Source organism: Chlamydia buteonis (genome assembly GCF_900634605.1).
Taxonomy (GTDB): Bacteria; Chlamydiota; Chlamydiia; order Chlamydiales; family Chlamydiaceae; genus Chlamydia; species Chlamydia buteonis.
Genome location: NZ_CAAAFM010000001.1, coordinates 54224 through 70496 on the forward strand (window position 1 = coordinate 54224; position 16273 = coordinate 70496).

The window sequence follows — 16273 nt, forward strand, 5'->3', positions numbered from 1 at the left end:
AATTTATCAAACCAATCAAAAACTTTTTTTATCTTACAGCTAACATTCTTCGCTACTCAAGACACGATACATGATTTGACCTTAATTTGTACGTTGAAATACCCAACTAAATACTATTTTATAGAACATATCGCGTATCCCTATCCTTTAATCAGGCAAAATGAAGGATTGGATTTTTTTCTTTCTATAAAGTTAAAAGTAAATCAAACTAGTTTCTACTAAGTAGTTATAATTATCCATGTAGAGAATTTCTTCTTATTTTCCAAAATTATTATGAGATCTATGCCCAGCTTACCTGTTCGTATTTCCGGTATTACAGTTAGAAATCTGAAAAATATCTCCATAGAATTTCTACCAGGAGAAATTGTTCTACTCACAGGAGTATCAGGATCTGGAAAATCTTCGTTAGCTTTTGATACTGTTTACGCTGCAGGAAGAAAACGGTATATATCCACGCTACCTTCATTTTTTGCGACAACTTTATCTTCTTTACCTGAACCTACTGTTGAAAGCATCCAGGGCTTATCTCCAACCATTGCTGTTAAGCAAAATCATTTTGCTTATCACTTTCATGCTACTGTCGGCAGTGTTACAGAACTTTCCCAACACCTTGCGCTGCTATTTTCCCTAGACGGGGAGGCTAGAGATCCCGTAAGTAACAAAGCGCTTCATCTACAAAGCAAAGAAAAGATTCTTGCAACACTTGCTAATATCCCTGAAGGCACGCAAATAACACTACTTGCTCCGTTACCGGATACAAGTAGCTCAGCAATTCAAGAATGCGTCAGGCAGGGATATACTAAAATCCGTATTAATAATGAAATCTCATCAATCTACCCTTTTCTATCATCTCCTCTTACTACTGATCACCCTATCGACATTGTTGTGGATTCTTTCATTAAAAATGAAAGTAACAATGCAAGAATGAAAGTGAGCTTATTCGCAGCGCTGCAACTAGGTCAGGGGCGCTGCTCTATAAATACCGGATCCCAAGAAGAAACCTTTTCTACACAAGTGTATATACCAGAAACCCAACAAACTTATACACCATTAACGCGACAATTGTTTTCTCCCCATAGCCTTGAAGATCGTTGTTTTAAGTGCCAGGGAACAGGAGTTCTTATCACCATTGAAGACCCTTCTCTCATCCAAAATAATTTATCAATCCGGGAAAACTGTTGTAAGCTCGCTGGAAACTGCTCTACTTATTTTTACCATGCCCTTTATCAATCTCTAGCGGACACTTTAAACTTCAGCTTAGATACTCCTTGGAAAAATCTCCCTGGTCATATCCAGGACGCCTTTCTCTACGGTCAAAAATACCTAGTTCTTCCAGTACGTCTTTTTGATCCTGCAATTGGAAAGAAATCCCTTACCCACAAAGTATGGAGAGGAGTTCTTAATGATATTGGTGAAAAAGTACGCTATGGAGCGAAACCTTCAAAATATGTTCCTGAGGGGACCACAGCAGTCCCATGTCCTAAATGTCAAGGAATAGGGATCGGAGAATACGCATCTGCAGCCACTTGGCAAGGAAAAACTTTTATCGAACTTCAGAAAATGCCTATTGATGAGTTGTTCTCTTTGACATCTTCTATAACACCGTCATCAAAATCTGTGCATGAGGTACTAGAAGGTTTCAATAATCGCCTTGCTACACTTATTCAGTTAGGTCTTTCCTACCTTACCTTAGATAGAGCCTTAGCAACGCTATCAGGAGGAGAGCAAGAGCGTACAGCTCTTGCTAAGCATCTCGGCGCTGAGTTATCAGGAATTACCTATATTCTTGACGAACCTTCCATAGGACTCCATCCTCGTGACACAGATAAGCTCATACAAGTAATTCAAAAACTACGCAATCAAGGGAATTCCATTCTTCTTGTAGAACATGATGAACATATGATCTCTTTCGCAGACCGTATTATTGATATTGGTCCACGAGCAGGGATTTTCGGAGGTGAGGTACTATTTAACGGCACCCCCCAAGAATTCCTAAACAAAAGCAACTCTCTAACAGCAAAATATTTACGAAATGAACTCACTATAGATATCCCCAAAAGACGTGCTAAAACACAATCCACTCTTTCTCTATCTCATGCAACAACTAACAATTTAAAAGACGAGGCTATTTCCCTACCCTTGGAAAGAATCACCGCGGTTACTGGTGTTTCAGGTTCTGGAAAATCGTCTTTAATTAACGACACGTTAGTTCCTGCTATGGAACGCCTTATACAAGGAAAACCAGAACCTTACCTGCGCATAGATGGAGGGGATATTTCACGTGTTGTACATATTACTCGCGACCTTCCTGGCCGCTCGCAACGTTCTATTTCCCTAACGTATATTAAAGCTTTTGATGATCTGCGAGAACTATTTTCCCAACTGCCTAAAAGTAAGCGGCTGGGGTTAACTAAAGGGCATTTTAGTTTTAACCTACCATTAGGATCATGTACGGAATGCCAAGGAATAGGGGAGGTAACTTTAGATGATCATACCCTCATTCCCTGTCCTCTGTGTCATGGAAAACGTTTTCAACCCCAAATTTTAGACGTACATTATCAAGGGAAAAGCATAGCTGACATTTTAGAAATGACAGCATATGAAGCAGAAAAATTCTTTATAACTACTCCCCATATTCATGAAAAGATACACGCGTTATGTTCTCTAGGGCTGGATCATCTTCCTTTAGGACGACCTTTATCCAGTTTATCTGGAGGAGAAATTCAGAGATTAAAGCTTACCTACGAGCTTCTTTCCCCATCTAAAAAATCTACCCTCTATATTCTTGATGAGCCAACAACAGGATTACATACTCATGACATCCATGCTCTTATTCAAGTTCTGTTTTCTCTGACACACCAGGGACATACGGTAGTTATCATAGAACATAATATGCACATTGTAAAAACTGCGGATCACGTCATTGAACTTGGCCCTGAAGGAGGAAATCTTGGTGGATATGTACTTGCATCATGTTCTCCTGAAGAGCTCATTCTCTTAGACACTCCTACGGCAAAAGCTTTGCAACCATATTTTACAAAAACCCAACCTATTCCTAAATGCACTAAAAAATGCCAAAATACGCATATTCTTAGAGATATTTCTGTTAAAGATGCTTATCATCACAACCTGAAACACATTGATGTTACTCTGCCTCGCAATGCCTTAACAGCTATTTCTGGACCTTCAGCATCAGGAAAGCATACTTTAGTTTTCGATATCCTTTATGCTTCAGGAAATATCGCTTATGCCGAACTATTTCCTTATTATGTTCGTCAAGCACTTATTAAAAAGACCCCTCTACCAAAAGTAGAAAGTGTTCGAGGATTATCTCCAGTCATTGCCATCAAAAAAACAGGAATAAAGAAAAACTCCAGACATTCCTTAGCTTCAGCTTTAGACATTACTGACGGCCTTGAGAAACTCTTTTCCCTTTTAGGGAAACCCCACTGCCCATTATCAGGAACTCTCTTAGAAAAAATCACTCCACAAACTCTTGTTGCGAAACTTCTTCAAGAGTATGCAAATTCTTATGTAACAATAACTGCGCCTATATCCTCAGATGAAGATCTCTCTATTGCTTTAGAAGCAAAGAAAAAAGAAGGGTATCTAAAATTATTTGCCAATAAGGAAGTTTATGATCTTGAAGAACCTCTCCCTGATGTTTTAGAAGACCCTGCTATCGTTATCCAACACACAAAAATCTCCAAAAACCACGAGTCCTCTCTCTTATCTTCTCTAACTTTAGCCTTCTCCTTATCCCCCACTCCAAAATTACATATTCATAATCATGAGGGGATCGTTCATTCACTAGCCTTTAATCTAGGATGGCAAGATTCTTTAGGAAATAGCTACCCCAATATTACACGCAAGCTTTTATCTCGAGAGCATATTGAAGGGCAATGTCAACAATGTTGTGGATCAGGGAATATTTTAAAACTTTCTTTAATGGATCATAAAGATAAAATTCTTAATTACTCCCCTACAGCTCTCTTTGAACTCTTCTTCCCTGAAAACCCCATAAAACCTATTCTCGATCTGATTAAAGAACTAAAAATTGCAAAAACAACGCCCATCAAAAATCTTGATATTCACACTCAAGAACTATTATTTAAAGGAACCAACAGACATCCAGGATTAGAAAAAATCCTTCTTGACCATTGTAACCGAGTTCCCTTATGTCCTCTTTTACAACCTTTGCTCGTCTATGACATCTGCCCAACATGCTCTGGATGGGGAATTCACACATATGCTCAACAAGTACGCATAGGAAAAACCTCCATTGTAGATATCTATCAACAAGACACCCATTTTCTGAAAGACTTCTTAAAAACTCTTCATGATGATCAAGCTCAGCCGATTATACAAGATTTACAAAATCGTTTAACATTCATTGATAAGGTAGGTCTAAGCTACATTACCTTAGGACAACAACAAAATACTCTTAGCGACGGTGAATATTACCGACTAAACTTAGCAAAAAAAATCTCTACAAATCTTACGGACATCATTTATCTTCTTGAAGATCCTTTATCAGGGCTCCATCCTAAGGATGTTCCCACTCTAATACAACTTATTAAAGAGCTCATTGCTAACAACAATACCGTTATTGCTACTGACCGCAGCAATATATTAAAGCATTACGCAGAGCATACAATTCATTTAGGACCAGGATCCGGACCTCAGGGAGGGTACCTCACAACTGATACATCCGTATCTCTCGAAAATGAGGAGTATCCTCAAACTCCCTTTAAAAATACTTTAGATGTATGTCTCACGGTTCATAATATCACTGATCTCAGTGTACAAGCTCCTCTCCGTAACCTGGTTGCGATTGCTGGTGTATCAGGATCAGGAAAGACCTCATTGCTAACTGAAGGTTTTTATAAACAGGCTCAAAAGCTTATAAACAATGGTTATGAGCTATTTTCTAATGTAATATTTTTAGATTCTCATCCTCTTTCTTCTTCACAACGTTCGGATATCAGTACTTATTTCGATATTGCTCCAAGTTTAAGGAACTTCTATGCATCGCTCACACAGGCTAAAGCCTTAAGCATTACAGCAAGTATGTTCAGTACAAATACTAAGCAAGGACAGTGTGCAGATTGTTTAGGATTAGGTTACCATCTAATAGACAGGGCTTTCTATGCATTAGAGAAACGTGTATGTCCAACGTGCTCAGGATACCGGATCCAACCCCTAGCTCAAGAAGTTGTTTATGAAGGGAAGCACTTTGGGAAATTACTACAAACCCCTATTGAAGAACTCCCTATACTCTTCCCTTTTCTTCAAAGGATCCAAGCTCCTTTACAAGCGCTTATACAAGCAGGACTGGGCTATTTACCTTTAGGCCAAAACCTCTCTTCCCTATCGCTTGGTGAAAAGATCTCGGTTAAAATAGCGAAGTTCCTCTACTTACCTCCAAAAGAACCAACATTGTTTCTACTCGATGAGATATCTGCTTCCTTAGATAGAAATCAGAAATTCCAACTACAAAAACTATTCCGTAGCCTGATATCTCAAGGACATTCGGTTATTTATGTTGATCATGATGTGCATTTGCTGAAACAAGCAGATTATATCATAGAATTGGGGCCTGGTTCCGGGAAATATGGGGGGAAACTGATCTTTACAGGAAGACCAAAAGATATCTTAGCTTCAGAATCATCTGTATTGAAAACGTACATGTGTCGGTTATAAAAGACGCTCTTTAGCAAGAAGATCGTAGGCAACTCGACAATTGTCACGCTCCACATCATCTCCTAAACAATGGAAAAAGATAAACTTTTGCAAGAGTAAATTTCTTCTTTCTTGATAACTCAATTGGTTTTCACAAATTCCTAAAGGACTACAAAATAATCCTATTAATGCTTTTGGAGCTACACCATCTTCTCTACATCCCGAAAGATGTAAATAAGCTAAAGAACTCTCTTCGGTGAGAGCTAACCAATAACCATAAAGAACAAAAGCGCAATGACTGTCCTCTATCCAGAAAGACTCGTCATAATTATCAGATAAGAGCTCATGTACTTTTTTCTCCTCTTTCATCCAAAGGTAGGCAAGTATTTCATAAGGCAAAAGATATGTGTACCGTTGCTCAGGAGAAACATATGTTTCTAGTAAATGGATAGCATTAAGGATCAGCTCACCCTTGCCATGAATTAAAACGTCTTTAGCAAATAAATCGAACAAGTAAATAATCAAAACAGGATCCAAGATTTCGATATCAGAAAAAACCTTTTCTACAGGTGCATGAAGGAAAATGGCTTCTAATCCCGAAAGGAAATGTACAAGCTGATGAGGAAGAATTTCTACGATATCTTCAGTAAATGTTGTTGCCTGGATATTCTTGCGCAAAATGTTCCCATATACATCGATAAATTCTCGATTTCCTAAATCAGCTGCGGTATAAAAAATGTCGGCAAGAGCACGGTAATCTTTTAAATCCCAAGATCGTTGAAATAAGCCTGGGAGAAAGGGGGTAAATCCTGACCAATAGCTCAATAGCAATTCCATTTTCGATGAACGGAAATCTATAGGGGAAATATCCAAACTACAAAACAAAGTGTCTTGAATTTTCCCTTGTAAATTTTTCAAGAAATGCTCTTCTTCTGAGGAATTTATAGATTCAGGAGCAACATGAAGAGCAAGCAGCATAAAAACTAAGGAGACGCGATGATTACTGTATAAAGCTTCATGCAAACGATAGACAACATGATCGCGAACTCGAGAAATTTCTGGACGCTGACTATAACGCTTCAATGCTAATAATAGACTTTTTACCTCTTCGTTATACTCTCCTAGTCGTTGGTATACTAAAGCTTTGCCAAGATATTCTAATGGTGCTGCAACACTATTATGTAAAACAGCAAACTCTCTAAGTGCTTGGGAGAATCCTTCTTTATCACCTTCTTCAGCAGCTTTTTCTAATACAGCAATGCCTATACGAAATTGTGCTTCGTATCCCTCCTTACGACCAGGGAAAGATTCGACTATCCTCCGGTAAAACGTAATAGCACGATCATAAAGCTTTTCATTAAGAAAGGCATCAGGAACTGCTAAACAACTGACTTGAAGTGATCCGCTACTCTCTAAAACAACAATATTTCCACAAACATCGGTTATATCTTGAATAATCACCCCAATACGTCCTCCACGTCCAGGGAGATAATCCATATGAATCATCCAGACTGCATGATCGATATTCAAAGATAACCGATGATTTTGCTTTTCAAAAGCTATAAAAAACTTCTCTTTATTTACATCTATATTTCCAGAGGTTTTCTGTATCTCTAAGCCATTTCTCACTAAAGAAACTGAAAGAATATTCTTCTTAATATGTAACCAGAAACCATAACCTCGGTAGAAATCCCCATGATCCACGTTTTCAGAAGGAGGTAATAAAATTCCAAAACCCTCTTCTAATCCTTTACGTAATAACGTATATTCCAAACGTACTTCAGAAAAGCTTTCTATCTTAGAAATCGCCAAGCTATACCATAATGCTGGGGACACCTCTAACATAGGGAAGTATTTAGATAGTAAAATAGATTCGTGGAATTTCCAACATTCTGCGTCCTGAGTATGGAGGGCTATCTTAGGCGTCCATTTCGGGCTACCTTGTAAATGCTGTTCTATATCAGCTTTTAATGCCTGCACAGATGTATAGCGCTCTTTAGGGTCTGTCGCTAAAGCCCGCTTAACCACTTGGGAAAGAAAAGAAGGAATTTCTCGATGAGGCGCTACTTCTTCAGGAGAAAGAATGTGGTTGGGGATACTAATTTTTTTCCCTTTCTTATTACGATAAGGGAAAGATAACGTCAACATCTGATAAAGAATTACCCCTAAAGCATAGATATCAGTACTTTCTGAAGCTGGAGCTCCTCGCAGACGTTCAGGAGCCATATAATCCGGAGTACCTACAATCTTACCAGGGACAGTCATATTGGAAAACATAGATCCCGGCATAGGAATATCAAGATCTAAAAGAAAATCTTCTTTCATTTCCTTAGATAGGGCTGCTCCCCAATCTAAAATCACAACCTCACTAAATAGCCCGAGTAAAATATTGTCAGGTTTAAGATCTCTATGGAGAATCCCTCGGGAATGCACATATTCTATAGTAGAACAAATTTTATGAAAAATAGAAAGAAAGGTCCCTACCGATGTCTGTTCCGCAAGCTCCTTAGGGAGAGAATCGCATTGCCAAACACTTTTGAGCAAACTCTTAAGAGTATAACCCTCTATATAAGGCATAGTATAGTAAACAAGATCACTGTCACTACAAATCGTAAAAACAGGAACAACCCCGGGATGCACAAGATCCGCAGCAATTTTAGCTTCCCTAAGAAAACGCTTCTTTAATAACTCATTATCAGAAAGATCTTCGCGGATTCTTTTAAGTGCAACCTTACGCGAACATATAGGATCATAGGCTAAATAAACCTCACCCATTCCCCCTTTACCAATCATTCTGATAATATCGTAACGCTGCAAAAGTGCTTAGTCCTTTAGTTCTAAGAAAACGACGCTAGCTTATCAAGAATACTTTGTAATTCGATACGATTATTTTTTAAAGCTTCTTCCTTAGCACATACAAGATCTGGATTAGCTTTCGCACGGAAACTCTCACTACTCAATAAACGTGAGGCACTTTCGATAGCTTTCTCCAAACGTGTTTTCTCTTTTTCTAGGCGTGTTTTTTCTTTAGCAATTTGTTCTATGGGAACAAATACCCCAAGACGAATACCCTCAACTACTCCTAAGCTATATACACGATCTTTAGGTTCTTCTGTAAGATTTTCTATAGAAGATATACCTCCAAGAGCGCACACCATAGGCATATAAGTCTCTATAGATATTCCTTCAGGGCAAATAACAAACACTTCTAAAGAAGCCCTAGAATCTAATTGCATTTCCCCACGAATATTCCTAACTGTGTACACTAGCCTTTCTGCGAGAGCAAAAGATTCATGAAGATGTTCAGGAATAACGATATTTATAGACTGAGGATAAGGAGCTACTACATAAGAATCTGCTCGCAACATAGCTAAAGCATGTCCTGTAATAGCGTCAGAGCATTCTTCCTTAACTTCTCCTATAACTTCTTTTAACTTTAAAAATAGTGTTTCAGTAACAAAAGGTGCTATAGGATGTAAAATACCTAAAATATTGACTAGTAAAACAGCTAACAATTTCTGTTTTGTTAGTCGATCTTCCTTGCTCCCCTGCTTACCGTATAAAGTAGGCTTGATAATCTCTATATATGTGGAACAAAAATTATTCCTGAAGAATTCATATGCCATCGTGGTTATCTTATCAAACGCATAATTTTGATGCGCAGAGTGCAACTCTTTTAACAAACGATTGAACCCATCAAGAATATAATAATCTTCTAATCCTAAAAGAGTCGTATCTATACCACGAGCAAGATCCTGACTTGTCAAATTAGAAATATGACTAAAGATAAATCTTGCGCCATTCCATATTTTATTCGCGAAGTTCTTGTATTCCTCAAATAAACGATAGTCAAGATCGATTTGCTCACCACGATTCGCGCATGAACACAACGCCATACGAACGGCATCAGCACCATACTTAGCTATCATCTCCAAAGGATCAATAACATTACCTTTAGACTTAGAAAGTTTTTCCCATTTTGCTATAACACCTTTAGGAAGAGCTTTCCCCATATCATAAGCATATTTTTCTTCTCCAGTAACGTATGTCCATTCTCCAAGATCGTTATAACGCTTGTACGATTTTCCAAAAATTAATCCATGTAAAAAAACATCACTAAAAGGCTTTTCTCCAACCATAGCACTGCAAAGCAATACCATGCGCGTCACCCAGAAAAATAGAATATCATGCCCGGTAATAAGAACAGCTGTGGGGTAAAACTTTTCTAAATCCCCGCATTCGATATCGGGCCAACCTAAACAGGTTAATGGCCACAATCCAGAAGAAAACCAAGTATCTAATACATCAGGATCTTGATCCCAAGATTCAGGATCTTTAGCTACCTCTTCAGGAATGCCTTCACCGTCGTAGCATAACATACGATTCGCATCGCTTTTATGATACCATACAGGGATACGATGCCCCCACCACAATTGCCGGCTAATACACCAATCTCGGAGGTTATTTACCCAAGAGAGATAGTTTTTTGTAAATTCTGGGGGGAAAATCTTTATTGCATCACTAGCTATAAACTCTCCCAATGAGTCGCGGAAGCTATCTACAGAAACAAACCATTGTTTTGATAAATATGGTTCTATAACTGCACCTGAACGATATGAGACACCCACTCTAAGCTTATAGGGTTCTTTCTTAACAAATAACCCCATGGTCTCTAAAGCAGTAATTATACTTTCACGAGCTTTTTCTTTACTTAAGCCTGCAAATATGCCTCCATTCTCGTTAATTTCTCCGGAAGGAGTAAGAATGTTTACCATAGGGAGGTTATGATTAATTCCGGTGCGATAATCATCTTTGTCATGAGCAGGCGTAATCTTTACAGCTCCAGTACCGAATAAGGGATCTACAGACATATCCGCAATAATAGGAATCTCGCGATCAACAAAAGGTAAATGCACCTTTGCTCCTAATAGATGGCTGTAACGCTCATCATCAGGAGAAATAGCAATCGCTGTATCGCCTAACAATGTTTCTGGACGTGTTGTTGCTACTACAATTTCTTCAGAACTATTCACTACGCGATAACGGATGTAGTAAAGCCAACCGTCTTTTTCTTCATACTCTACTTCATCATCAGCAAGCGCTGTCTGTAAAACAGGATCCCAGTTAACAAGATAATTCCCCCTATAAATATGTCCCTTATCAAAAAGTATTTTAAACGCTTTTTTCACAGCACGGTTGGCTAAAGGTTCCATGGTAAAACGCAAGCGCGACCAATCGCAAGAACATCCTAACTGACGTAATTGAGAAAGAATTACGCCCTCACTTTTTTCTTTCCACTGCCACACATGCTCGAGAAATTCTTCTCTAGAGAAATCCACACGACGCTTCCCTAAGGAAGAATATAAGTGCCTTTCCACGACTGTCTGAGTAGCGATACCGGCATGATCGGTACCAGGAACCCAACACACCTCAAACCCTGACATACGCTTATAACGAATAAGAACATCTTGAAGAGTATTTACAAGGGCATGCCCCATATGCAAAATGCCAGTAACATTCGGAGGAGGCATAATAATAGCATAGGGAGGCTTGTCACTCGCCGCTTGTGCCGCAAACATTTTAGACTCTTCCCAAAAAGCATATAATTTCTCTTCTAATCCTTTAGGATCATAAGCTTTAGGAAATGCATCCTCTTCCATAATTTTCTATCCAAATCATTATAATATTTTAGATGTCATGTTAAAATTCGTTGGCTTAAGAAGCATCCATGGAAATAACTTCCATCCAAAGATGATGTCGCCTACTGACTATTTCCTTATCCCTACTAGATAAAGAAACCTTGTAGGAAACAATCCCCTGGCGCTCTTTGAAATCTTCACCCTTTAGACAGTAAATACGGTAACCAGAAAGCTGACGTACCTCATACGTCAATTTTTCTATTTTCCCATCACCATAGTAAACCCAAAGATGCAAAGTCGCTGGAAGGATATACTGCATCCGATAAGGTAAACTCCAGGTAACAACAATCTGCTGGCCCAAAGTCTCACGCAGACAGGTTTGTTCTATACCCAGGTGTGCTGCAGCTGTGTAATCATTATCTATAAATTCCGTGAACGCGGACAGGCACGGCTGCGAACATCCAGACAAACACAGTATAGATCCCATAGGGAATAGTAGAATCCATAAGCTTCTAGAACAATAGTAACGCAAAAACAAAAGCAAAGAGTGCAAACGATTCAACTATCCCAATAGATGCAAAAGACTTACCATAAATAGCTGAAGAGCGTGCATAAGCTTGGATAGCACTTACACAACATTTCCCCTGCATTACAGCCGATATTAATAGTGCGACCCCCACAGAAATCCCTACAGCAACCCCACCTATAGCACTGACTTTACCATCTTTTATACCATCTCTAAGCAAAAGCATAAAAATCAATCCATAGATAGATTGCGAAGAAGGCATTGCAGACAAGCCTATAATCTTTCCATGCCCCTCATCAATTCGAGACATCACAGCATGTGAAGCCACCCCTGCCATACCACAACCAAGGGCACTGCCTATCATTGCTAAGCCCATGGCAAAAACAGGACCAACAACCGATAAATCAATCATTATGTACCTCTATACCTCATAATAATACTGCAAGAAAATCCGAGAATGAATTCTTTAATTCTCTTACTTATAACTTCATTTTTCCAAAGGTCCCGAATTCTACCAAACCATAGAATTATTACCTAAATCTATCCCTAGGAATCCACAACCTTATGACATACTACTTTTTTTAAGGGATGTAGGAGCTTTCCTCCTCCATCAAAACTATAGTGATACCACTCAATAAAGTTTAATCTTAGACCGTGAATCACTCCCCCCATAATAGAGAGTGATATGTTCACCGAATGACCAAACAAAATAATAATGAAAGCTATAGCAGGAGAAAACCGATTGCTAATCTGTACTATAGTTGTTCCTACCATGGCACCTGCCAAGCCTAATGCGTATATACGCAAATAAGATAAAACATCTGAGAATACCTGAATAATCGCTGTAATCTCATCTATACCACCAATACCACGTTGTAACACCGCACCAGAGACTGCAAGACCTATACCTACAAATATGCCATAATAACCTAGAACTCCTCCAAAATCATAGGGGACATGGAATAGGTAATGAATTAAAGATACAGACTGTAAATATAAGGGAATATAAAGATAGGCACCGCACATAAAAATGATCCATCCAAGCCCTGAATAGCGCTGACGTATATAACGCAACATGCCCAGAGTCATATGAATCACTCCGACAAATAAAGCTAATTCCATGAGAATATTGTCTGTAAACTTATCGTAGACAACAGCGCGTTGACCTACATCGCCATTAGCGACTTCAGTAGCAAGGAGAAACTCTTCTGGCGTATGCTTATCTTTCAATAAAGGATGTTCATTAACTAACTCTTTATATCCCTTAGGATGCTTTTCTAAATAATATTCTGCCTTTTTCAATGCTAATATATGCGTAAGAGAGTACTCGCGCAAAGGATTTGAAGGACTGATAGAAATGCCAAAAAAGGAAGTGGTAGCAAATCCCCAACAAACACATCCTAATCCTAAAATAGCAAACATCTTCAGGAAACGCGCTAATGGCTTGGAAACTTTAAGCGCACGACGTGCTTTAAATGTTATAAACAACGAGGTTGCTAGAAAAACAAGTCCGTAACCACCATCATTGACAATCATAGAGAAGAAGAAGAAAAAGGAGACAAATACCCATAACGAAGGATCTTTATCCGAAGATGCTGGTGTATCATAAATATTTACTAGATCTTCCCCAATGCGCCCCAAACCACTATTTTCTAAATAGGTAGGAACAATCTCATCTGGATTTGGGGCTACCTCGTATAGACAAACATCAAATTCTTCGCAAAGTTTTTCTAATTCTGTCATGCGATCAGAGATTACCCACCCCGAAATAGCGAACATCCTACCATCAAAAAGCTCTTCAACACTATCTTCGGCATGCTTTAGTTGCTGATCATTAGTATAATTGCAAAGTCCTTCAAGAATATCCTGACGATAAGCATAAAGCTCGCATATTCTTGATTTTTTATGGTGAATAGCCCTTAAAAGGACAGCTTCTTTCGATTGCAACTCGTTAATAGAGTGTGGGGCATCAATCTCCGTAAATTGGTCCTTTGATAAGCCCACCACACCAATTACAGCATAATAATCGAAATTATACGCCGTAGATAAGTAGAAAACATTCGATTGATCAACTTCTATCTCTTGCCCATCAACATGTTTTCGATAGAAAAACCTTATGGTTAATCCTGTTTTTCTTGTGAATTCAGTAATATCACTAGAAGAAAATGCGCCTAGAGGTTTCACCCTAAGAATCTCTTTCCTTAAAGCTTTTGTAGTTTCCGTAGAAGCAAGGATTTCTTTGTGTAGAGAAAATACCTCATCTAATATCTGTTCAACGGTTAAGTCCTCAGATTTTGACAATGACAAATCAGATGCAGGATATTCTCTTTTCAAACTATTTAAAATTTTCAAACACTCAGAAAAACGGCGCATTTTTTCTGAAGTAACGAATCTCTTATCGGAAATAAACTCGACAACTCCAAGTTCCCTGCAAGCAGTAAGAAATTCTGAGCTATTTCTTCCAATAAAAAGATACTTATCTACATTTACGCGCATTCGGATTCCTCCTTACGCTGCTGTATCTTTTTCTTAGCCATCTTCACTTGGCCAACATCTGTAATACTACGATCACTCAAGAAAATTGCTATTTTCTTAATCATACGTGTTGTCTCTGGAATCAGCTTTTTCTCAAAAAGATTTACACGAATAGAGACATTTCTTAACTCATCCTCTAAAATTCTTTGCTTTTCCACAGCTACTTCAGAGCGCACTTTATTAACTACAAACTCTCTAGAGTAAGCTACAAGAGTGTCTACCCAAATTGGGGTATCTAAAACAGAATAAGAAGATTCTGTTAAAACGATATTCTTTATTACAGGAACTTCGACCCCTGTAATGTTTTCGTATTCTTTTTCAACTCTCTCGATCTTAAAGCTATTTACTATAGCATCAACATAGAGAGGGACACTATAGAGCTCAGCAAAGGCATATATGCTTTCTCTAGATTCTTCATATGCTTGTATACTTTCACTGGCCTCTCGAATAGCATTGGTCACTTCTACTTGTAACAAGGCTTTTTTTAATTTTAACGTTGGTAAATATGTTTCCAGACGAGAAAGTTTTACCTTTTCTAAACGATAGGCGTTCTTTGTTAGCTTTACCTGTGAAGACATGACTTGGGCCAATACTTATTGATCAACTGTTCCTTTATTCCTACTTCTTCGGAATGGAAACTTTGAGCAAGAATTTTCCAACCAATATCCAAAGCTTCTTCTAAAGGAATATTTACTTCTAAACTCATTAATCGTGTTTCGAAAAGCTCTGCAAATGCTAATAACTTTTTATCCCAATTGGATAACTTAAAGCCCATGGACATTCTTTCATTAGCCTTCCTAGAATCTGCATAAAGCCGTATTAATGAATTCGCTAGATCTCCATGATCTTCTCTAGTCACCTTACCAATGACCAATTGTTTCAAACGAGATAAGGAACCGAAAGGATCAATACGATTATTTTTAAGGTAAAATTGCCCTTCTGTAATGAATCCTGTATTATCAGGAACAGGATGCGTAATATCATCACCAGGCATAGTAGTTACACTAATTAAGGTAATCGATCCACCCTGGGCTATATCCACAGCCTTTTCATAGCGCAAAGCAAGATCAGAATACAAAGACCCAGGATACCCACGGTTTGCAGGAATTTGGTCCATGGTAATAGCAATTTCTTTTAAAGCATCTGCAAATGCCGTCATATCTGTAAGTAAGACCAAAACATTTTTATTTTGATCTACGGCAAATTTTTCAGCGCATGCTAAGGCCATATCAGGAATCAATACACATTCTACAGGAGCATCTACAGCCTTATGAATAAACATTACACTTTTATCAGCAAAGCCTAACCTCTTAGACTCCTCGACAAAAAAGCTATAATCAACAAAGGTTAATCCCATGCCTCCAATAATTACGATATCCGCATCTGTTTGTGCCGCTATACGCATCAACAAGGCGTTGTGATTCTCACCTGAAGACGAGAAAATAGGAATTTTTTGTGATTTTACTAAACAATTGAATACATCAATCATAGGAATATTGGTGCGCACCATATCTCTAGGAACAACACGGCAAACAGGATTGAATGTAGGCGTTGATATTTCAATCGGATCACCAAAACACTCTCCCTCACCGTCAATAGGTTTACCTACCCCGTTCAAACGTCTACCTATTAAAGATTCTCCGTAAGTAACCTCCATAGAACGTCCTAAAAACACCACTCGGTCTCCTGTTGATAATCCAGAAGTCCCTCCAAAGACTTGTAGAGTCACCTTCTTAACATCGAAACGCAAAACCGAGGCATACGAAGATCTTCCATCTACTCTTTCTATTTCTGCTAATTCGCCTAAACGTGCTCCCTCAGCTTCTACGGTTATCAAGTTTCCTTTGATATCGGTAATTTTTGTATATATTGTCTGCATAACCTTTTACGC

8 protein-coding genes are annotated in these 16273 nt (G+C 38.5%); 1 reads left to right on the forward strand and 7 read right to left on the reverse strand.

Annotated elements, in window-relative coordinates; translation table 11 throughout:
- Window positions 1-282 precede the first annotated feature (282 nt).
- A complete protein-coding gene (gene uvrA, locus E1N70_RS00250; protein ID WP_131743613.1) occupies window positions 283-5703 on the forward strand; it encodes an excinuclease ABC subunit UvrA in 5421 nt (1806 codons plus the stop codon).
- Here uvrA and pknD read toward each other — a convergent pair.
- The 7 genes from pknD to E1N70_RS00285 all read right to left on the reverse strand — a co-directional run bounded on the left by pknD (window position 5698) and on the right by E1N70_RS00285 (window position 16261).
- Window positions 5698-8499, reverse strand: coding sequence for a serine/threonine-protein kinase PknD (gene pknD, locus E1N70_RS00255; protein WP_131743614.1), 2802 nt, complete (start codon window positions 8497-8499; stop codon window positions 5698-5700). The two genes, uvrA and pknD, sit on opposite strands and share 6 nt — an antisense overlap.
- A 20-nt stretch (window positions 8500-8519) precedes the next feature.
- Window positions 8520-11342 carry a valine--tRNA ligase gene (locus E1N70_RS00260; protein ID WP_131743615.1) on the reverse strand — a complete coding sequence of 941 codons (2823 nt, stop codon included), beginning with the start codon at window positions 11340-11342 and terminating at the stop codon, window positions 8520-8522.
- Window positions 11343-11397: 55 nt separating this feature from the next.
- Window positions 11398-11874 (reverse strand): hypothetical protein, encoded by a 477-nt coding sequence (locus tag E1N70_RS00265; protein ID WP_131743616.1) that lies wholly within the window; start codon window positions 11872-11874, stop codon window positions 11398-11400.
- A complete protein-coding gene (locus E1N70_RS00270) occupies window positions 11834-12259 on the reverse strand; it encodes an ATP synthase subunit C (protein WP_131743617.1) in 426 nt (141 codons plus the stop codon). The genes E1N70_RS00265 and E1N70_RS00270 overlap by 41 nt, the downstream gene beginning before the upstream one ends.
- Before the next feature lie 134 nt (window positions 12260-12393).
- Window positions 12394-14343, reverse strand: coding sequence for a V-type ATP synthase subunit I (locus E1N70_RS00275; protein WP_131743618.1), 1950 nt, complete (start codon window positions 14341-14343; stop codon window positions 12394-12396).
- Complete coding sequence (locus E1N70_RS00280; protein ID WP_131743619.1) at window positions 14334-14960, reverse strand: V-type ATP synthase subunit D; 627 nt, start codon at window positions 14958-14960, stop codon at window positions 14334-14336. The genes E1N70_RS00275 and E1N70_RS00280 overlap by 10 nt, the downstream gene beginning before the upstream one ends.
- Window positions 14945-16261 carry a V-type ATP synthase subunit B gene (locus E1N70_RS00285; protein ID WP_131743620.1) on the reverse strand — a complete coding sequence of 439 codons (1317 nt, stop codon included), beginning with the start codon at window positions 16259-16261 and terminating at the stop codon, window positions 14945-14947. Before E1N70_RS00285 ends, E1N70_RS00280 begins: the two co-directional genes overlap by 16 nt.
- Window positions 16262-16273 lie beyond the last annotated feature (12 nt).